This is a genomic window from Streptomyces sp. AM 2-1-1 (assembly GCF_029167645.1).
Classification (GTDB): domain Bacteria; phylum Actinomycetota; class Actinomycetes; order Streptomycetales; family Streptomycetaceae; genus Streptomyces.
The window spans coordinates 5,476,433-5,494,991 of the sequence record NZ_CP119147.1; the positions used below are offsets into that span (position 1 = coordinate 5,476,433).

Below are 18,559 nucleotides of genomic sequence, written 5' to 3' on the forward strand. Positions count from 1 at the left end.
CCGGTAAGCGACTCCTAAAGGCCCGGGATTCACAGCCCCGGGATGCGGCCGTTGCGGAAGAGGTCCACGAAGATCCGGTGGTCCCGGCGGGCCCGTGCGCCGTAGCCGTGGGCGAAGTCGACGAGGAGATCGCCGAAGCCGTCCTCGTCGGCCGCGATGGCGGCGTCGATGGCCCGCTCGGTGGAGAACGGCACCAGCGAGTGACCGCTCTCGTCGTCGGCCGCCGCGTGCATGGTGGCCGTCGCCCGGCCGAGGTCGGCGACGACCGCCGCGATCTCGTCGGGCTCGTCGATGTCGGACCAGTCCAGGTCCACGGCGTACGGCGAGACCTCGGCGACCAGCTGCCCCGCGCCGTCCAGCTCGGTCCAGCCCAGCCAGGGGTCGGCATGGGCCTGGAGCGCCCGCTGCGAGATCACCGTGCGGTGGCCCTCGTGCTGGAAGTAGTCCCGCACGGAGGCGTCCCGGACGTGCCGGGAGACGGCCGGCGTCTGGGCCTGCTTGAGGTAGATCACGACGTCGTTCTCCAGGGCGTCGCTGTTCCCCTCCAGCAGGATGTTGTACGAGGGCAGCCCGGCCGATCCGATGCCGATGCCCCGCCGGCCCACCACGTCCTTCACCCGGTAGGAGTCCGGGCGGGTCAGGCTCGACTCGGGCAGCGTCTCCAGGTAGCCGTCGAAGGCGGCGAGGACCTTGTACCGGGTCGCGGCGTCCAGATCGATGGCGCCCGCGCCGGGGGCGAACCGGCGCTCGAACTCACGGATCTCCGTCATGGAGTCCAGCAGCGAGAACCGGGTGAGCGACCGGGCCACCCGGAGAGCGCCGAGCAGCGGACCGTCGGCGGTGTCCAGGGTGAAGGGCGGCACCTCGTCGTTCTTCGCGCCGGTCGCCAGGGCGTGGATGCGCTCGCGGTACGCGGCGGCGTAGATCCCGACCAGCTCGGTGATCTGGTCGTCGCTCAGCGCCTTGGCGTACCCGATCAGCGCGACGGAGGCGGCGAAGCGCTTGAGATCCCAGGTGAACGGACCGACGTACGCCTCGTCGAAGTCGTTGACGTTGAAGACCAGGCGGCCGTTGGCGTCCATGTACGTGCCGAAGTTCTCGGCGTGGAGATCACCGTGTATCCAGACCCGGCCGGTGCGCTCGTCGAGGAACGGGCCGCCGGAGGCCTCCTGGGCCAGATCGTCGTAGAACAGGGCGGCGGTGCCCCGGTAGAAGGCGAAGGCCGAGCCCGCCATCTTCCGGAACTTCACCTGGAAAGCGGCCGGGTCCGCCGCCAGCAGCTCCCCGAAGGCGGTCTCGAAGACGGCGAGAATCCGCTCCCCGCGGTCCTCCGCGCCGCTCTGCTGTTCCGACATCGCTGGGTGCCTCCTGGTACATGGCGTCGAACTTCGTCGGACATGGCGTTCACGACAAAGCGGACGAGCGTCCTCGCTCCTCCAACGCGCGACCGTACTCGCAAGTGCCCCTGGGTGTACCGAGCCGCGACGACGTGGACTCCGGGGGCCCTTCCGGACGGCCGCGGCGGGCGCCGGCCGCGGTCGTCGACGATCCGGGTGCGGCGCCGGGCGGTGCGTCGGGAGGGAGCGCACGGCCGGTCGCCGGTGGGCCGCCAGCAGTGCGTGCTCCGCCGGGGCGGCCGCCAACTGCTCCCTGCCGGTGGGGAGTACGGGCCCCGGCCCGGCCCGCGTCCGCGCGCCGGCGCACGGACGGACGTGAGGGGCGCTCCCGCCGATGACGGCGGGAGCGCCCCTCACTGCGGTGTCAGAGCCGTCAGTTGTGGCCGAAACGCCGCTGGTGCTTGCGGGCCACGTCCGCGGGGCTGCCCTGGGCCTGCGACTGCGAGGCGCCGCGGTCCTCGAACGACGTCGACTTCGCCTGCTCGGCTCCGCGCTCCGCGGCGGACGCGCGGTCCTGCTGGCTGCCCTGCTTGCGGTTCTTGTTCTTGGCCATGGTGAATGCCTCCTGTGGGGAGTCCTGGGTGCCAGGACCGATGTCAGATTCACATAGCCCCACAGAGCACGCATGTTGGATCATTACCATCCGTAGTGGACATCGCGGAGTACTTGTCACCAAGGCCCCATTCCGTCCCCGGTGGCGGGGGTCCCCGCATTCGCCACGCCGAAGATCGAGTTCCGGCCGTCTGTCTCCCTGCGGTCGGGCAGACTCGACGGAAACCCTGAGTAACCCGTTCGGCGAATTACCGGAAGAGGGTGGAACGCGTGGACCGTTGCGTCGTCCTGGTGGACGCCGGCTACCTGCTGGGCGCGGCCGCGAGTCTGCTGGCGGGCGAACCAGCCCGGTCGCGCATCACCGTCGACCACGCCGCCCTGATCCAGGGGTTGCGCGAGCTGGCCGAGGCCGACACCGAGCAACCCCTGCTGCGCATCTACTGGTTCGACGGGGCACCCGACCGCGTACCGCAGCCCGAGCACCGCAGGCTGCGGGTGATGCCGCGGGTCACCGTCCGTCTCGGCGCGCTGACCCGGAGCGACGGCCGCTGGGCGCAGAAGGGCGTCGACGCGGCCATGCACGCCGAATTGACCGAACTCGCGCGCAACCGCGCCTGCTCCGACGTGGTCCTGGTCACCGGCGACGGTGACCTGCTGCCCGGACTGATGTCGGCCAAGGAACACGGGGTCGCCGTCCACCTCTGGGCCGTCCAGGCCGCGGACGGCGACTACAACCAGTCCGAGGACCTGGTGGCCGAGGCGGACGAGCGCCGGGTGCTCGACCGCGCCTGGATCACCAGGGCCGTACGCGCCAAGGAGACCGGCGGGGTCTGCGCCCCGCAGCCCGTGCCGCGCCCCGAGATCGCCGCGATCCTCTCCGCGCCCCTGCCCGAGGCGGCCCTCGCGGCCTCCGCCGAACGCGCCTCGGAAGCCCAGGCCGCGGCCCGGGCCGGCGCCCCCGCGCCCGCCCGCCCGGACGCCGGCGCCCCGGAGTCCGGGCCCGGCCACAAGGGCGTCCCCACGCCCAAGGACCTCGCCGCCCTCCGCGCCGCCGCGGGCGCCCCCACCGCCCCGGCGCAGCCCGCGCCGAGCGCCACCCTGCGCTGGTCCTCGGACAAGGGCTGGGTCGACCGCGGCGGTGCGGGGGAGCCCCCGGAGACCGCCTCGCTGCCCACCCTCGCCCAGGTCACCACCGCCGAGCAGCGGTGGGCCGACCGCGAGGAGGACATCACCACGGTCGGCGGCGACCCCTTCGAGGTCGGCCAGGTCTTCGCCCGCCGCTGGATGGAACGGCTGCCGGAGACCGTCCACCTCCAGAAGCTCTCCACCATGTACCCGCGCATCCCGCACCGGATCGACGGCGAACTGCTGCGGTACGCGGCACGCTTCGGACTCCTCGCCCACAAGGACGACCAGATCGACGAGCACGACCGCTACGCCATCCGGGCCGGATTCTGGCGCGAGATCGACATCACCGCCGCCGCGGGGCACGCGCTCGCCCAGGAGTGATCCGGCGGCCCGCACCGGGGGAGCGTGCCGTGCTCCCCGCGCCCCCCGGGCCGCGGCCGACCGTTCCCGCCGGGCGCCCGGCGCCGGCGGGCCCGGCCCGGGGACCGGCCCCCGGCGCCGTCCGGACCGTCCGACCCCGTACTCTCGTACCTCGTGAGTACGGGCACAGCACAGGCGCAGAGGGCCACCGGGACCGTGTGCGCGGTGCGTGATCTGGTGAAGACCTACCCGGCCGTCCGGGGCCGCCGCGGCGCGCCCGCCGCAGCCGAGGTACGGGCCACCGACGGCGTCACCCTGGAGGTGCGGGCCGGCGAGATCTTCGGGCTGCTCGGCCCCAACGGCGCCGGCAAGTCCACCCTGGTGCGCCAGCTCACCGGATTGATGCGCCCCGACTCCGGGAGCGTCGAGGTCCTCGGCCACGACCTCGTGCGCCACCCCGACCGCGCCTCCCGGCTCATCGGCTACCTCGGCCAGGAGTCCACCGCCCTGGACGAGCTCACCGTCTCCCTCGCCGCCGAGACCACCGGGCGGCTGCGCGGCCTCGGTGTCCGCGAGGCCCGCGCCGAGCGCGACGCCGTCCTGGAGGAGCTCGGCCTCACCGAGCTGGCCGGGCGCCCCCTGAAGAAGCTGTCCGGCGGCCAGCGCAGGCTCGCCTGCTTCGCCGCCACCCTCGTCGGACGGCGCCCGGTGCTGATCCTGGACGAGCCGACCACCGGCATGGACCCGGTCGCCCGCCGGGCCGTCTGGGCCGCCGTCGACCGGCGGCGGGCCGAGCACGGCGCGACCGTCCTGCTCGTCACCCACAACGTCATCGAGGCGGAGACGGTCCTCGACCGGGTCGCCGTCGTCGAACGGGGCAAGGTCATCGCCTGCGACACCCCGCAGGGCCTCAAGGAACAGGTGGCCGGTGAGGTCCGCGTCGAACTGATGTGGCGGGAGCGCGCCCCGCTGGACGTACCGGAGGTCGCCGCCCTGCGCCCTTCGGCACAGGAGTCCGGGCGCCGCTGGGTGCTGCGCCTGAAGCCCGACGAGGCGCGGGCCGCCGTCGCGGCGGTGACCGGGGGCGCGGCCTTCGCGGCGCTCGACGACTTCACCCTGGCGACACCCAGCCTGGAAGACGTCTATCTGGCGCTCGGCGGGGACGCGGCGGACGCGCGCAGGGGACTGGTGAAGGGATGAGGGCGGCGGTGACGCCCCCGGCTCCGGCCGGGCGTGGACGCGGGGACGGGCGGGACGTGTGGGGACGGACAGCGGCAGTGGACGGGAGCGGTGCCAGGTGACGAGCATCGTGCCCGCCGAGGCGGTCTCCCCGCACGCCCCGCGGGCGGAGACGGACGCCGGCCCGCCCGCCGGGTGCTGGGTCGGGGAGCCGGCGCCGCTGGCGCCGCGCGCCCGGCTGCTGCCCGCGCTGGCCGCCGTCTACCGGGCGCAGCTCTCCCGGGCCCGGGTGGCCCGCATCCCGCTGCTGTTCGTGGCGACCTTCCAGTCGGTCGGCATCATGGTCATGATGCGCGGGGTCGTCGACGGCGGGAGCGAGGCGCGGTCCGTGGTCGCGGGCTCCAGCGTGCTGGTGGTCGCCTTCGTCGCGCTGAACCTGCTCGCCCAGTACTTCGGCCGGCTCCGTGCCGACGGCGGCCTCGACCACTACGCCACGCTGCCGGTGCCGCCGGCGGCCGTGGTGCTGGGCGCGGCGGGCGCGTACGCCTCGTTCACCGTGCCGGGCACGGTCTTCACGGCGGTCGCCGGGAGCGCCCTCTTCCAGCTGCCCCTGTCGCACCTGTGGGTGCTGGTCGCCGTGGTCCCGCTGGCCGGAGCCGCGCTGGCCGGGCTCGGCGCCGCGCTCGGACTCCTCGCGCCGCGCCAGGAACTGGCCACCCTGCTGGGCCAGCTCGGCATGTCGGCCGCGCTGCTGCTGGGCGTGCTGCCCGCCGAACGGCTGCCCCAGGTGGTGCGCTGGGCGCGCGACCTGCTGCCGTCGACGTACGGGGTGGAGGCGCTGGCCCGGTCCTTCGACGCCCACCCGGACTGGACGGTCGTCGCACTGGACCTCGGGGTCTGCGCGGCGGTGGGCGTGCTCTCGCTGGCCGTGGCGACCTGGGCGTACCGCCGCGCCGCCGTGCGCTGAGGCGCGGGGGAGCGCCGGAGAGCGGCGGCCCGTCCCGGGCCGGGTCCGGTGCGGCGGCGCGCGCGACCGCCTGGCACGATGGCACGGTGACCGCACCCCTGACGCCGCCCGACCCGCCGACGCCCCACGATCCCGGGCCGGTCCCTCCGGCGGGTTCGCACCTGGTCCCCGGCGCCGCCGGCCAGTGGCCGCCCGCCCCTGCCGAGGCGCGGGCCGCGGTCCGGCAGGCCGCCGCGGTCACCGTGGTCCTGGCCCTCGCCGGCGTCGTGCTCGGCCTGCTCTGGCTCTGGCTCGCCCCGCGCATCCCGTTGATCTCCGACAGCACCGCCGTCTACCTCAAGGACAGCGAGGGGGAGGAGGCGATCGGCGCGGACGGCACGTTCGCCCTCCTCGCCGCCGGATTCGGGCTCGTCTCGGCCGTCGTGGCCTTCCTGCTCCGCCGCACCGGCGGCATCGCGACGGTGGTGGCCCTGGCGCTGGGCGGAGTGCTGGGAGCCCTGCTCGCCTGGTGGCTGGGGACGAGCCTCGGCCCGACCTCGGACGTGGTCGCCCACGCCAAGGAGGCGGGTCGGGGGGTGACCTTCGACGCGCCGCTGGAGCTGCACGCGAAGGGCGCGCTCCTGGCCTGGCCGATCGCGGCGATGCTCGTGCACCTGATCCTCACGGCGGCCTTCGCGCCCCGGGACCCCGGACCCGGCATGCCGGGCGAGTACGGCGGCTGGGCGGCGCACGGCGCCGAGGAGGCGTACGGCACGGCCGGACGGCCGCTCCACGGCACACCGGACCCGGCCGGTACCGGCCCCGCGCCGCAGAGCGCGGTCCCGGCCGACCCGCAGGACGCGCCCGGCGCGCGGGCCCGCGCGCGGAGCGACCAGCGGGGACCCGCGGGACCCCAGCCGCCGGCCTGACACCCGGCCTGCGGCCCCCGGCCCGCGGCGGGCGTCACGCCCGGCGGGACGGCCCGCCGGGAGTCACGGGCGGCCGATCGGGGCGAGCACCGCGCCGGTGAGCCGCGCCAGGTCCGCCGCCGCCAGCTCCACCTCCAGGCCCCGCCGCCCCGCCGACACGCAGATGGTGGGGTGCGCCCCGGCCGAGGAGTCGAGGACCGTCCGCAGCCGCTTGCGCTGGCCCAGCGGCGAGATGCCGCCGCGTACGTACCCGGTGGTGCGTTCGGCCGCCGCCGGATCGGCCATGGCCGCCCGCTTCCCGCCGACCGCCGCCGCGAGCGCCTTCAGGTCCAGCGAACCGGCGACCGGAACCACCGCCACCGTCAGTTCGCCGTCCACGTCGGCGACCAGGGTCTTGAAGACCCGCTCGGGCGGGACGCCCAGCGCCTCGGCCGCCTCCTCGCCGTACGAGGGCGACGCCGGGTCGTGCTCGTACGCGTGGACCGTGAAGGCGGTACCGGCCGAGGTCAGCGCGACCGTGGCCGGGGTACCGCCCTGCTGCTTCTTCGTCTTCTTCGCCACGCTCGGAGGGTCCTCGGCTCGCTCGGGTGGGGGTCGGGGGTCAGTTCAGGTGCGTGGGGGCGCGGGTGAGGTCCACCGCGGGCAGCGACGGCAGGTGACGGATGACCGCCGTCTCCTTGCGGAGCAGGGTCAGCTCCTCGCGCAGCCGGGTCGCGGTGTCCGGAGCCTGCAGCAGCCGCTGCTTGGTGGCCACGTCCAGGACGGTGGCGGCGGCCACCAGGTAGGAGACGACGGACGGTTCGTCCGGCAGGTCGCCGCCCGTGGTCAGCGACTGTTCGCTCGCCCCGGCCAGGCGCTTCTGGTACGTGCGGAACGCCCGCATCACACCCTCGGCGAGGGTCCGGGCCTCGCCGGCCTCCGCGTCCTCCGCCACGTCCTCGACCTCGGCCGTCAGGTAGGGACCGCTCGTGTCCACCGAGAGCAGCCGGACCCGGGTGGTGCCGGTGGCGAGGACCTCGAAGGTGCCGTCGGCGCGCTCCCGGATCTTGGCCGCGTCCGCCACGCAGCCGACCCGGTGGAAGGACTGGATCGGGTCGTCGCCGAAGCCGCCGGCGGGGGTGCGCTCGACGGGCACCGCCGCGTCCGACGGCATCCCGGTACCGGTCACCGCCGTCTCCCGGCCGTCACGGACGGCCACCACGACGAAGCGGCGGGGCTCGGTGTCGTCGGTCTTCAGCAGCTCGCGCATCAGGGCGCGATAACGCTCCTCGAAGACGTTCAACGGCAGCACGAGGCCGGGGAACAGAACCGCGTTGAGCGGGAAGAGGGGCAGGTGCGCTGTGGTCACAACGCTCAAGCGTAATGGCCGGGCGGACCGCCGTGTCCGGCCCGGGCCCACAGCGGGGTCGCCGAGGCCACCTGGAGCCGCGCCCCGTCCCTCGCCTCCAGGAAACGGGCCAGCGCGTCCTCGCCCCCCGACGACCACGGGAACGACTGGGCGTACGGCCCGATCAGCCGGAACTGCTCCAGCGCCTCCTCCCAGCGGGCCCGTGCCACCAGCACGTACGCGAGGAGGTTGCGGATCCCCGCGGGCCACGGGTCGCCGGCCGGGTACCGGGCGGAGAGTCCGATCGCCAGATCGGCGGCGTCCTCGATCCGCTCCGGCGGCACGGCGGCGGTGGACCCGCCGGCGCCCGGGTCGAGGAGCAGGTGGAGGGCGGCGCGCACCGGCAGGCCCTGGACGAGGGAGTCCGGGGCGGCGTCCTCGGCGGCGCGCTCGGCGAAGTCGAAGCAGGCGCGGTGCGACCCCTGCCACGAGGCGGAGAGGTAGCGCAGCGCCGCCACGTGGCAGCCGTAGTGGTGCGGGGAGCGCCGGACCGCCTCCTCCCACACCGCCCCGAAGGCGGTGTGCGAGGCGCGGGTGCCGCGCGCGTGGTCCAGGGCGAGCCGCCAGGGGACCGGGTCGTGCGGATCGGCCTCGGCTGCGGCGGTGATCAGCGGGGCGACCTCCCGCAGCCGCTCCACCGCCGCGGGAGCCTCCCACGCCCGGCGCACCGCGAGCGCGGCCCGGACGAGAACCGCGTCCGGGTCACCCGGAGCGGCGGCCAGCCACTCCCGCAGCCAGCCGTCCCGGCCGTGGGCGAAGGCGGCCAGCCTGCCGAGGTAACGGTCCCGCAGCTCCCACGCGGCGGTGTCGCGGGTGGTGGCGAGGAGCTTCGCGGCCGGACCGTACGCGCCCTCGGCCGCGGCCACCAGCGCGGGGGAGAGCCGGCTGTCCGGGGCGTCGAGCATGACCGCGTCGGCCGGGGGAAGCCCTGCTGACAGCCGGAGGCTGTGCCGGACCCTGCGCGCGGTACGGAGCGGAGCGCGAAGCGAAGCCATGGTGCGGACCATTGAAAAACGCTGGTGGGAGAGGCGCCAGGGGGTAGCTGTGAAGCTTTGGTGCCGACGCGGGGGGATCTGGAGGGGTTGCCCCGCACAAGGTCAAGAGTCGGCAAAGAGAGGGAGCTTCCCCCGGGCATTCGCCCCCTCACCCCCGCCGCAGCAGCCGGGAGGCGCCGGCGGCGACCGTGGTGGCCAGCACCCACCCCACCAGCACCAGCCCGGCCGCCCCCCACTGCCAGCCGCCCGTCATCCGCCAGTAGCCGTCCTGGCCCAGACCGATCACCGGGATCAGCAGATCGAGCGCGTAGAGCGCCGGATTCCACTCCGGGTGCTCGTCACCCTTGATCGAGGCCGGCTCGTGCCGGGAGAAGGCCAGCGTGCTCGCCGCCCACAACACGGCCATCCACACCGCCGCGCGCCCCGGCCGGTAGCCGTACGCCACCGTCCAGTCCTGGAGGAACCCCCACAGCTTCCCGGCGACCGGCAGCGTCTCCCGGCGCCGGCGCTGCTTGGCGAGCAGCACCTCGCGGGCGTCCGCGTCCTCGCCGCAACTGCGCAGCACCGTCGCCAGCCGCTCGTACGGCTCGGGGACGTACTCCGGGGTGGCGGCGAGCACCCACTCCAGGCGCCGGGAGAGCGGGAAGTGGCCGTACGGCACGAGGTTCTCGTAGAAGAACCCGCCCATCGCCAGCCCGCCCGGCCCCGGCCAGCTGCTCGACAGGTCGATCAGGGTGACCACCCGCGCGCCGTTCAGCACGACCCGGCCCTCCTCGGGGCGCTCCGGGCTGAACCGGAGCTCGGGCACCACGATCCGGCGCAGCGACAGCTCCTCGTGGGGTTCCAGCACGAAGCGCGCCAGGTGCAGGTCGAGCACGTCCCCGAACCGGCCGTCGTCGAGCCGGACCCCGCCCCGGCACTCGAGGACCTGTGAGCGCGAACCGCGGGCGGGCGTCAGGTCCGACGTCGGCCCGTGGACGATGCCGTACGGGGGAGTGGTGCCCTGGTTCCCGGTCTCGGTGCTGACCCACGCCTCGGTCAGGTAGAGCGAGCGCTCCACCCGCAACTGCGGTGCGTTGAGCGCCTTGCGGCCCTCCGCCGCCCGCAGCCGGCTGCCGCGCAGGCTCAGCGAACCGCCCACCGTGGCCCCGCGCAGACTGACCTCGCCGTACGTCTCGATCATCTCCGCCTGGAGGTCCTGGGCGACGTTGAGCCCGTCGGCGGTGATCGCCCGGCCCCGCCGGTCGCAGCCCACGCTGATCTGGTTGATCAGCAGGTCCGTGCCGATCTGGGCGTCCGTCAGCCGTACGCCCCGGTCGACCCGGCAGCGCGGCAGATGGAGATCGCCCTCGGTGTGCAGCCGGGCCGCCTCCAGCCGGGGCATCGCGCAGCCGACCATCCGCAGCGTCGTGAAGTGGCACTCGGGGAAGACCACTTCCTGCTCGAAGCGGCAGCCGGTCAGCTCGACGTACGGCGACACCCGGCCACCGGCCAGATCCAGCTTGCCGGTGACGCGCACGCCCCTGAGTTTCAGCGCCGCCACCCGGCCCGGGCGGGCCGGCGGGCCGCTCAGCAGCAGCCGGGCCACGACCCGGGCCCCGACGCTGCGCCCCGGCCCCCACATGTGCGGGCCGAACGGATCGTCGCGTTCGGGGTCGTGGGTACGCAGGTCGAAGGTGGTTCCGTTCCGGAAGGACTGCCACATGCCCAGCTCCGCGGCGCTGAGTCCCTCCGGGATGTCGCTCTCGTGCGGCTCCGTCACTTGCGACCTCCCTGTGCACACGCTCTACTGCCGTTCTTCCCCCTGTGTGACCGTATGAACGGAAAACGGCACACAGAGTGACGCGGACGTGTATCAGCCACTGATACGGCCGACCGGACGGCTCGGGCGGTCTGAGAGAATTGGAGGTGTGATCACTCGAATCGATCTGCGCGGCGACGTCCTCCCCGAGGGCGCCCCCCTGCGCGACCTGCTGCCCCGTGCCGAGTTCGACGTGGAAGCCGCCCTGGAGACGGTGCGGCCCATCTGCGAGGACGTACGCCATCGTGGCTCCGCGGCAGTGATCGAGTGGGGGGAGAAATTCGACGGCGTACGCCCCGACTCGCTCCGGGTGCCCGCCGCCGCCCTCGCGGACGCGCTGCGGGAGCTCGACCCCGCCGTCCGCGCCGCCCTCGAGGAGTCGATCCGCCGCGCCCGCCTCGTCCACCGCGAGCAGCGCCGCACCACCCACACCACCCAGGTCGTCCCCGGTGGCACGGTCACCGAGAAGTGGGTGCCGGTCGAGCGCGTCGGGCTCTACGTCCCCGGCGGACGCTCGGTCTACCCGTCCTCCGTCGTCATGAACGTCGTCCCGGCCCAGGAGGCCGGCGTCGAGGGCATCGCCGTCTCCTCCCCGCCGCAGAAGGAGTTCGGCGGCCTGCCGCACCCCACCATCCTGGCCGCCTGCGCCCTGCTCGGCGTGGACGAGGTGTACGCCGCCGGCGGCGCCCAGGCCATCGCCCTCTTCGCCTACGGCACCGAGGGCGAGGACGGCTGCCGCCCGGTGAACCTCGTCACAGGCCCGGGCAACATCTACGTCGCCGCCGCCAAGCGCCTCCTCAAGGGGCGCATCGGCATCGACGCCGAGGCCGGACCCACCGAGATCGCGATCCTCGCGGACTCCACCGCCGACCCGGTCCACCTCGCCGCCGACCTGATCAGCCAGGCCGAGCACGACCCGATGGCCGCCGCCGTCCTCGTCACCGACTCCGAGGAGCTGGCCGCCGCCACCGAGGCCGAGCTCGCCCCGCAGGTCGCCGCATCCAAGCACGTCGCCGACCGCATCGCGCCGGCGCTCGCCGGCCGGCAGTCCGCGATCGTCCTCGTCCGCGACCTGGCGGACGGGCTGAAGGTCGTCGACGCGTACGGCGCCGAACACCTGGAGATCCAGACCGCCGACGCCGCCGCCGTCGCCGACCGCGTCCGCAACGCCGGCGCGATCTTCGTCGGCCCCTGGTCGCCGGTCTCCCTCGGCGACTACTGCGCGGGCTCCAACCACGTGCTGCCCACCGGTGGTTGCGCCTGCCACTCCTCGGGCCTCTCCGTGCAGTCCTTCCTGCGCGGCATCCACATCGTCGACTACACCCGTGACGCGCTGGCCGAGGTGACCCACCACGTGGTGACCCTCGCCGAGGCGGAGGACCTCCCCGCCCACGGCGCCGCACTCAAGGCCCGGTTTGGCTGGAAGGTTCCGCAGGCGTGACCCACGACGACACCACCCGCCCCACCTCTCCCGTCCGCCTCGACGACCTCCCGATCCGGGAGGAGCTGCGCGGCCAGTCCCCGTACGGTGCCCCCCAGCTCGACGTACCCGTCCGGCTGAACACCAACGAGAACCCCTACCCGCTGCCCGACGCCCTCGTCGACCGGATCGCCGAACGCGTCCGCGAGGCCGCCCGCGACCTCAACCGCTACCCGGACCGGGACGCCGTCGAGCTGCGCACCGGGCTCGCCGGCTACCTCGGCCGCACCGCCGGACACGAGGTCACCACCGACCAGGTCTGGGCGGCGAACGGCTCCAACGAGATCATCCAGCAGCTGATGCAGGCCTTCGCCGGCCCCGGCCGCACGGCCATCGGCTTCGAGCCCTCGTACTCGATGCACGCCCTCATCGCGCGCGGCACCGGCACCGGGTGGATCTCCGGCCCGCGCAACGAGGACTTCACCATCGACGTGGAGGCGGCGCGGAAGGCCATCGCCGAGCACCGGCCGAACGTCGTCTTCATCACCTCCCCCAACAACCCCACCGGCACCGCCGTCGGGGCCGACACCGTCCTCGCGCTGTACGACGCGGCGCAGGCGGCCCGGCCGTCCCTCGTCGTCGTCGACGAGGCGTACGGCGAGTTCAGCCACCACCCCTCCCTGCTCCCGCTGATCGCGGGCCGGCCGAACCTGGTCCTCTCGCGCACCATGTCGAAGGCGTTCGGCGCGGCCGGGCTGCGCCTCGGCTACCTCGCCGCCGACGCCGCCGTGGTCGACGCCGTGCAGTTGGTACGCCTGCCGTACCACCTCTCCTCCGTCACCCAGGCCACCGCGCTGGCCGCCCTGGAGCACACCGATACGCTCCTCGGGTACGTCGAGCGACTCAAGGGCGAGCGCGACCGGATCGTCACCGAACTCCGCGCCCTGGGCCACGAGGTCACCGACTCGGACGCCAACTTCGTCCAGTTCGGCCGCTTCGACGACAGCCACGCCATGTGGCGGGCGATCCTCGACCGGGGCGTCCTGGTACGGGACAACGGCGTACCGGGATGGCTGCGGGTCTCCGCGGGGACCCCGGCAGAGAACGACGCGTTCCTCGACGCGGTACGCGACATCAAGAAGGAGCACGACGCATGACGGGCGAGAGCCGCGTGGGCCGCGTGGAGCGCACCACCAAGGAAACCTCCGTACTGGTCGAGATCAACCTCGACGGCAGCGGAAAGGTCGACGTCGCCACCGGCGTCGGCTTCTACGACCACATGCTCGACCAGCTCGGCCGCCACGGCCTCTTCGACCTCACGGTCAAGACCGACGGCGACCTGCACATCGACTCGCACCACACCATCGAGGACACCGCCCTCGCGCTCGGCGCCGCCTTCAAGCAGGCGCTCGGCGACAAGGTCGGCATCTACCGCTTCGGCAACTGCACCGTCCCGCTGGACGAGTCGCTCGCCCAGGTCACCGTCGACCTCTCCGGCCGTCCCTACCTGGTGCACACCGAGCCGGAGAAGATGGCGCCGATGATCGGCGAGTACGACACCACGATGACCCGGCACATCCTGGAGTCCTTCGTCGCGCAGGCCCAGATCGCCCTGCACGTCCACGTCCCGTACGGCCGCAACGCCCACCACATCGTCGAGTGCCAGTTCAAGGCCCTCGCCCGGGCCCTGCGCTACGCCAGTGAGCGCGACCCGCGCGCGGCCGGAATCCTGCCTTCCACGAAGGGCGCCCTGTGACCGGCCTCAACACCATCCTGATCGTCGTCGGCCTCTTCCTGGCCGGCGGCGTCTACTCCTTCTCCAAGCAGGGCATGCCCAAGGGCGTCATCGTGCTGCTCTGCATCGCCTCCGCGCTGTGCCTGGTCGCAGGCGTACTGCGGATCCAGGGACTGTGGGACTGAGGAAGCGGGACAGATGAGCGACAAGAAGAAGGTCGTCGTCTTCGACTACGGCTTCGGCAACGTCCGTTCCGCCGAACGGGCGCTGGCCCGGGTCGGCGCGGACGTCGAGATAACGCGTGACTACGACAGGGCGATGAACGCCGAAGGGCTCCTGGTCCCCGGCGTCGGCGCCTTCTCCGCCTGCATGGGCGGTCTCAAGGCCGCCCGCGGCGACTGGATCATCGACCGCCGGCTCTCCGGCGGCCGCCCCGTGATGGGCATCTGCGTCGGGATGCAGGTCCTCTTCGAGCGGGGCATCGAGCACGGCGTGGAGACCGGGGGCCTGGACGAGTGGCCCGGCACCGTGGGACCGCTCCAGGCGGACGTCGTCCCGCACATGGGCTGGAACACGGTCGAGGCCCCCGAGGGCAGTCAGCTCTTCGCCGGGCTCGACCCCGAGGCCCGCTACTACTTCGTGCACTCCTACGCGGCGCACGACTGGAGCCTCGAAGTCACCAACGCCAAGATCCGTTCCCCCCGCGTCACCTGGGCCACGCACGGAGAGCGGTTCGTGGCCGCCGTGGAGAACGGTGCGCTGTGGGCCACCCAGTTCCACCCCGAGAAGTCCGGCGACGCCGGTGCCCAGCTGCTGACCAACTGGATCGAGACGCTGTAATGCCGAAGCTTGAACTCCTCCCCGCCGTCGACGTCCGCGACGGCCAGGCCGTCCGCCTCGTGCACGGCGAGTCCGGCTCCGAGACCTCCTACGGCTCCCCGCTGGAGGCAGCCCTCGCCTGGCAGTCGGCCGGCGCCGAGTGGCTGCACCTGGTCGACCTCGACGCCGCCTTCGGCACCGGCGACAACCGCGCGCTCATCGCCGAGGTGGCCGGAGCGATGGACATCAAGGTCGAGCTCTCCGGCGGCATCCGTGACGACGCCTCGCTGGAGGCGGCCCTCGCCACCGGCTGCCGCCGCGTCAACCTCGGTACCGCCGCGCTGGAGACCCCCGAGTGGGTCGCCAAGGTCATCGCCGAGTACGGCGACAAGATCGCGGTCGGCCTCGACGTCCGCGGCACCACCCTGCGCGGCCGCGGCTGGACCCGCGACGGAGGCGACCTCTACGAGACGCTCGCCCGCCTCGACTCCGAGGGCTGCGCCCGCTACGTCGTCACCGACATCGCCAAGGACGGCACCCTCCAGGGCCCCAACCTCGGCCTGCTCCGCGACGTCTGCGCCGTCACCGACCGCCCGGTCGTCGCCTCCGGCGGCGTCTCCTCGCTGGACGACCTGCGCGCGATCTCCCTGCTGGCGCCGGAGGGCGTCGAGGGCGCGATCGTCGGCAAGGCGCTCTACGCCAAGGCGTTCACCCTGGAAGAGGCGCTCAAGGCGGTCGCCGCATGACGGACTCCGCCCCCTCCGCGCCCGGCCCCGACGCCACCGGCGACGCCTCCCACCCCGCCGCCACCCCCGATGCCACCGGCTCCGGCGTGCGCCGGTTCGCGTCCGGGGCACCGTGGGAGGAGAAGTTCGGCTACTCCCGTGCCGTCGAACTCCCCGGCGGCCTCGTCCTGGTGGCCGGCTGCACCTCCGTCGTCAACGGCGCCATCGCGTCCGGTTCGCCGTACGAACAGGCCATGACCTCCTTCCAGGTCGCGTTCGCGGCCCTCGGGCAGGCCGGTCTCGGCCGCGAAGACGTGGTGCGCACCCGCATGTACGTCACCCACGCCCGGGACACCGACGACGTGGGCCGCGCCCACAAGGAGCTCTTCGACGACGTGCGGCCCGTCGCCACGATGGTGATCGTCGCCGGTCTCGTCGACCCCAGCCTGGTCGTCGAGGTCGAGGTAGAGGCCTGTCGGGGAGGGGCCCGGTGAGCCTCGCCGTACGCGTCATCCCCTGCCTCGACGTCGACAGGGGCCGGGTCGTCAAGGGAGTCAACTTCCAGAACCTGCGCGATGCGGGCGACCCCGTCGAGATGGCCAAGCTCTACGACGCCGAGGGCGCCGACGAGCTGACCTTCCTCGACATCACCGCCTCCAGCGGTGACCGCGAGACCACCTACGACGTGGTCCGCCGCACCGCCGAGCAGGTCTTCATCCCGCTCACCGTCGGCGGTGGCGTCCGCACCCCCGGGGACGTCGACAAGCTGCTGCGCGCCGGAGCGGACAAGGTCGGCGTCAACACCGCCGCCATCGCCCGCCCGGAGCTGATCCGGGAGATCGCCGAACGCTTCGGCAGCCAGGTCCTCGTGCTCTCCGTCGACGCCCGCCGCACCCCCGCGGGCACCTTCGAGGTCACCACGCACGGCGGCCGGCAGGGCACCGGCATCGACGCCGTCGAGTGGGCGCACCGGGCCGCCGAGCTGGGCGCGGGCGAGATCCTGCTCAACTCGATGGACGCCGACGGCACCAAGGACGGTTACGACACCGAGATGATCAAGGCGGTACGCGCCCGGGTCTCCGTCCCCGTCATCGCCTCCGGCGGCGCGGGCCGGCTGGCCGACTTCGCGCCCGCCGTCGGGGCCGGCGCCGACGCGGTCCTCGCCGCGTCCGTCTTCCACTTCGGCGACCTGCGGATCTCCGAGGTCAAGGGCGCCCTGCGGGAGGCCGGACACCCCGTCCGCTGAGGCACCGGCACGAGCGCGCACGGGGCACGGTCCGCCCCAAGACCGGCGATCTCGCCGATGCGTGACCCCGGGGAGCACCGCCAGAGTGGCCACCGCCAGCGAACGACGCGGCGGTACCACGCGGTGCACCCCGGGACCTCGGACGACGGTCCCCGGGAAGTGTCCGGCGGGGTACGCCCCCACCGAGAGGACTCCCCCCGTGCAGCACCTCCTCACCCCCGGCGACACGGCATCGCGGCGCCGGACGCCCATGAGCCGCTTCCGTGCCGTCAAGGGCATGTTCGCCGCGGCGGCGGTCACCGCCGGTCTGCTCACCGCGTTCAACCCGGCCGGAGCGCAGGCCGCCACCAACCCCTACGAGCGCGGCCCGGCGCCGACCTCCTCCAGCATCGAGGCGCTGCGCGGCTCGTACGCCACCTCGCAGACCTCCGTCTCCTCGCTCGGCGTCACCGGCTTCGGCGGCGGCACGATCTACTACCCGACGTCCACGTCGGACGGCACCTTCGGCGCCGTCGTCATCGCACCCGGGTTCACCGCCTACCAGTCGAGCATCGCGTGGCTCGGCCCGCGTCTCGCCTCGCAGGGCTTCGTGGTCTTCACCATCGACACCAACACCACGCTCGACCAGCCCGACAGCCGCGGCCGCCAGCTCCTGTCCGCGCTCGACTACCTCACCAAGAGCAGCTCGGTGCGCACCCGGATCGACTCCTCCCGCCTCGGCGTGATGGGCCACTCCATGGGCGGCGGCGGCACCCTGGAGGCGGCGAAGAGCCGCACCTCGCTCAAGGCGGCGATCCCGCTGACCGGCTGGAACACCGACACCACCTGGCCCGAGGTGCGCACACCCACCCTGGTGATCGGCGCGGACGGCGACACCATCGCCCCGGTGCTCACCCACTCCAAGCCGTTCTACAACACGCTGCCCGGCACGCTGGACAAGGCGTACCTGGAGCTGCGCGGCGCCACCCACTTCACGCCCAACTCGTCGAACACGACGATCGCGAAGTACAGCATCTCGTGGCTGAAGCGCTTCATCGACGACGACACCCGCTACGAGCAGTTCCTCTGCCCGCTCCCCTCGGCGAGCCTGACCATCTCCGAGTACCGGGGCACCTGCCCGCACACCTCGTAGGACCGCGGGGCCCGTCGGACCGGGAGCCGGATCGCCGTACGCGGTGGTCCGGCTCCTCGTGCTCGCGGGCGCCGGGGCTCAGCCGGCCACCGGCAGGGCGGCGGCTATCGCGTTCCGGTCCTTGCGGCCGACCAGCGGGAAGACGATCCGCAGTCCCTGGACGTCGTCGGGCGAGGAGACGACGAAGGACGAGTTGAGCAGGCGCTCCCTGATCCGGGTGCGGACGAGGCCGGCCCGCGCGAACGTCATCAGATGCTCCCCGGGCCGGGCGAAGTTCGGGTTGGCCCGGAAGACGAAGAAGTGGCGGTCCGTCATGACCAGGTACATGGGGACCGGTACGGGGATCACGCTCATGGCGCCCGCGCTGAGGATGGCCGAGGCAGCCGCGAAGGCCGCCGTCCTGCGTACGGAGACCGTCTTCAGGTTCACGATGGTCGACACCTCGACCCGTTCTCCGGGTGCGCGCAGAGGGGTGACGGCGGCGAGCAGCAGACGGTGGCGCTTGGCGTTCATGGATGTGCTCCTGGAAGGGGATGGTGCGGGGGCGGGCGACGCCACGGAAGACGTGCGCCGTCCCGTGACCGTCCCGCCCGGTCGTGCGCCGGCGAAGCGGGTCGGGCAAGGCCCCGGCCCGCGGCGGCCGGCTCACTGTGTCACACGCTCCCCACGCCTTCGGAGGGAGCCCGGGTCGAAGCCGCGGTCCGGGGGATCCGGGGATCCGGGGATCCCGGTGGGAGCGGTCGAGGAGGCGCGGGTGCGGTACCGGGCGAGTGCGGGCTCCCGACGGGGCGCCCCCGGCCGGATGAGC

General features: G+C 73.7%; 20 protein-coding genes. 13 read left to right on the forward strand and 7 right to left on the reverse strand.

Annotation, left to right across the window (positions count from 1 at the left end; translation table 11 throughout):
• Positions 1-29: 29 nt before the first annotated feature.
• Complete coding sequence (locus PZB77_RS23920) at positions 30-1,355, reverse strand: DUF2252 domain-containing protein (RefSeq protein WP_275494677.1); 1,326 nt, start codon at positions 1,353-1,355, stop codon at positions 30-32.
• Between the two features lie 415 nt (positions 1,356-1,770).
• Entirely contained in the window at positions 1,771-1,950 is a 180-nt protein-coding gene (locus PZB77_RS23925) for a hypothetical protein (RefSeq protein ID WP_275494678.1), read from the reverse strand.
• A gap of 260 nt (positions 1,951-2,210) precedes the next feature.
• On the opposite strand from PZB77_RS23925, the gene PZB77_RS23930 reads away from it, so the two are divergent.
• The 4 genes from PZB77_RS23930 to PZB77_RS23945 all read left to right on the forward strand — a co-directional run bounded on the left by PZB77_RS23930 (position 2,211) and on the right by PZB77_RS23945 (position 6,491).
• A complete protein-coding gene (locus PZB77_RS23930) occupies positions 2,211-3,458 on the forward strand; it encodes an NYN domain-containing protein (RefSeq protein ID WP_275494679.1) in 1,248 nt (415 codons plus the stop codon).
• Positions 3,459-3,653: 195 nt separating this feature from the next.
• Positions 3,654-4,637, forward strand: coding sequence for an ABC transporter ATP-binding protein (locus PZB77_RS23935; RefSeq protein ID WP_275496192.1), 984 nt, complete (start codon positions 3,654-3,656; stop codon positions 4,635-4,637).
• A 199-nt stretch (positions 4,638-4,836) separates the two neighbouring features.
• Positions 4,837-5,583: an ABC transporter permease gene (locus PZB77_RS23940; protein ID WP_275496193.1), complete on the forward strand. Its 747-nt coding sequence runs from the start codon at positions 4,837-4,839 to the stop codon at positions 5,581-5,583.
• Between the two features lie 86 nt (positions 5,584-5,669).
• A complete protein-coding gene (locus PZB77_RS23945) occupies positions 5,670-6,491 on the forward strand; it encodes an ABC transporter permease (protein WP_275494680.1) in 822 nt (273 codons plus the stop codon).
• A gap of 63 nt (positions 6,492-6,554) precedes the next feature.
• Here PZB77_RS23945 and ybaK read toward each other — a convergent pair whose 3' ends face one another.
• From ybaK to PZB77_RS23965, 4 genes are all read right to left on the reverse strand, one after another.
• Positions 6,555-7,052, reverse strand: coding sequence for a Cys-tRNA(Pro) deacylase (ybaK, locus tag PZB77_RS23950; RefSeq protein WP_275494681.1), 498 nt, complete (start codon positions 7,050-7,052; stop codon positions 6,555-6,557).
• Between the two features lie 40 nt (positions 7,053-7,092).
• A complete protein-coding gene (locus tag PZB77_RS23955; RefSeq protein ID WP_275494682.1) occupies positions 7,093-7,839 on the reverse strand; it encodes an LON peptidase substrate-binding domain-containing protein in 747 nt (248 codons plus the stop codon).
• Between the two features lie 5 nt (positions 7,840-7,844).
• Positions 7,845-8,885 carry a hypothetical protein gene (locus PZB77_RS23960; protein ID WP_275494683.1) on the reverse strand — a complete coding sequence of 347 codons (1,041 nt, stop codon included), beginning with the start codon at positions 8,883-8,885 and terminating at the stop codon, positions 7,845-7,847.
• A gap of 136 nt (positions 8,886-9,021) precedes the next feature.
• Positions 9,022-10,635 (reverse strand): oxidoreductase, encoded by a 1,614-nt coding sequence (locus PZB77_RS23965; protein ID WP_275494684.1) that lies wholly within the window; start codon positions 10,633-10,635, stop codon positions 9,022-9,024.
• A gap of 148 nt (positions 10,636-10,783) precedes the next feature.
• Between PZB77_RS23965 and hisD the strand changes: the two genes are divergently transcribed.
• From hisD to PZB77_RS24010, 9 genes are all read left to right on the forward strand, one after another.
• The gene (gene hisD / locus PZB77_RS23970) at positions 10,784-12,115 is read left to right on the forward strand and encodes a histidinol dehydrogenase (protein WP_275494685.1); all 1,332 of its coding nucleotides are present in this window, start codon (positions 10,784-10,786) and stop codon (positions 12,113-12,115) included.
• Positions 12,112-13,251 (forward strand): histidinol-phosphate transaminase, encoded by a 1,140-nt coding sequence (locus tag PZB77_RS23975; RefSeq protein WP_275494686.1) that lies wholly within the window; start codon positions 12,112-12,114, stop codon positions 13,249-13,251. Before hisD ends, PZB77_RS23975 begins: the two co-directional genes overlap by 4 nt.
• Entirely contained in the window at positions 13,248-13,850 is a 603-nt protein-coding gene (hisB, locus tag PZB77_RS23980; protein WP_275494687.1) for an imidazoleglycerol-phosphate dehydratase HisB, read from the forward strand. The genes PZB77_RS23975 and hisB overlap by 4 nt, the downstream gene beginning before the upstream one ends.
• The gene (locus tag PZB77_RS23985; protein WP_275494688.1) at positions 13,847-14,014 is read left to right on the forward strand and encodes a hypothetical protein; all 168 of its coding nucleotides are present in this window, start codon (positions 13,847-13,849) and stop codon (positions 14,012-14,014) included. The genes hisB and PZB77_RS23985 overlap by 4 nt, the downstream gene beginning before the upstream one ends.
• A 13-nt stretch (positions 14,015-14,027) precedes the next feature.
• A complete protein-coding gene (gene hisH / locus PZB77_RS23990; RefSeq protein WP_275494689.1) occupies positions 14,028-14,669 on the forward strand; it encodes an imidazole glycerol phosphate synthase subunit HisH in 642 nt (213 codons plus the stop codon).
• The gene (priA, locus tag PZB77_RS23995) at positions 14,669-15,394 is read left to right on the forward strand and encodes a bifunctional 1-(5-phosphoribosyl)-5-((5-phosphoribosylamino)methylideneamino)imidazole-4-carboxamide isomerase/phosphoribosylanthranilate isomerase PriA (protein WP_275494690.1); all 726 of its coding nucleotides are present in this window, start codon (positions 14,669-14,671) and stop codon (positions 15,392-15,394) included. The genes hisH and priA overlap by 1 nt, the downstream gene beginning before the upstream one ends.
• Positions 15,391-15,867, forward strand: a complete 477-nt coding sequence (locus PZB77_RS24000; RefSeq protein WP_275494691.1) for a RidA family protein — start codon at positions 15,391-15,393, stop codon at positions 15,865-15,867. Before priA ends, PZB77_RS24000 begins: the two co-directional genes overlap by 4 nt.
• Entirely contained in the window at positions 15,864-16,619 is a 756-nt protein-coding gene (hisF, locus tag PZB77_RS24005; protein WP_275494692.1) for an imidazole glycerol phosphate synthase subunit HisF, read from the forward strand. Before PZB77_RS24000 ends, hisF begins: the two co-directional genes overlap by 4 nt.
• Before the next feature lie 277 nt (positions 16,620-16,896).
• Positions 16,897-17,751: a dienelactone hydrolase family protein gene (locus tag PZB77_RS24010; RefSeq protein ID WP_275496194.1), complete on the forward strand. Its 855-nt coding sequence runs from the start codon at positions 16,897-16,899 to the stop codon at positions 17,749-17,751.
• Positions 17,752-17,829: 78 nt separating this feature from the next.
• On the opposite strand, the gene PZB77_RS24015 is transcribed toward PZB77_RS24010, so the two are convergent.
• Positions 17,830-18,264, reverse strand: a complete 435-nt coding sequence (locus PZB77_RS24015; RefSeq protein WP_275494693.1) for a hypothetical protein — start codon at positions 18,262-18,264, stop codon at positions 17,830-17,832.
• Positions 18,265-18,559: the final 295 nt, after the last annotated feature.

Coding starts and splice junctions, on each gene's coding strand:
- PZB77_RS23920 (WP_275494677.1), bottom strand. CDS start 1,355: ATGTCGGAACAGCAGAGCGGCGCGGAGGACCGCGGGGAGCGGATTCTC.
- PZB77_RS23925 (WP_275494678.1), bottom strand. CDS start 1,950: ATGGCCAAGAACAAGAACCGCAAGCAGGGCAGCCAGCAGGACCGCGCG.
- PZB77_RS23960 (WP_275494683.1), bottom strand. CDS start 8,885: ATGGTCCGCACCATGGCTTCGCTTCGCGCTCCGCTCCGTACCGCGCGC.
- hisB (WP_275494687.1), top strand. CDS start 13,248: ATGACGGGCGAGAGCCGCGTGGGCCGCGTGGAGCGCACCACCAAGGAA.
- hisH (WP_275494689.1), top strand. CDS start 14,028: ATGAGCGACAAGAAGAAGGTCGTCGTCTTCGACTACGGCTTCGGCAAC.
- priA (WP_275494690.1), top strand. CDS start 14,669: ATGCCGAAGCTTGAACTCCTCCCCGCCGTCGACGTCCGCGACGGCCAG.
- PZB77_RS24000 (WP_275494691.1), top strand. CDS start 15,391: ATGACGGACTCCGCCCCCTCCGCGCCCGGCCCCGACGCCACCGGCGAC.
- PZB77_RS24010 (WP_275496194.1), top strand. CDS start 16,897: ATGTTCGCCGCGGCGGCGGTCACCGCCGGTCTGCTCACCGCGTTCAAC.
- PZB77_RS24015 (WP_275494693.1), bottom strand. CDS start 18,264: ATGAACGCCAAGCGCCACCGTCTGCTGCTCGCCGCCGTCACCCCTCTG.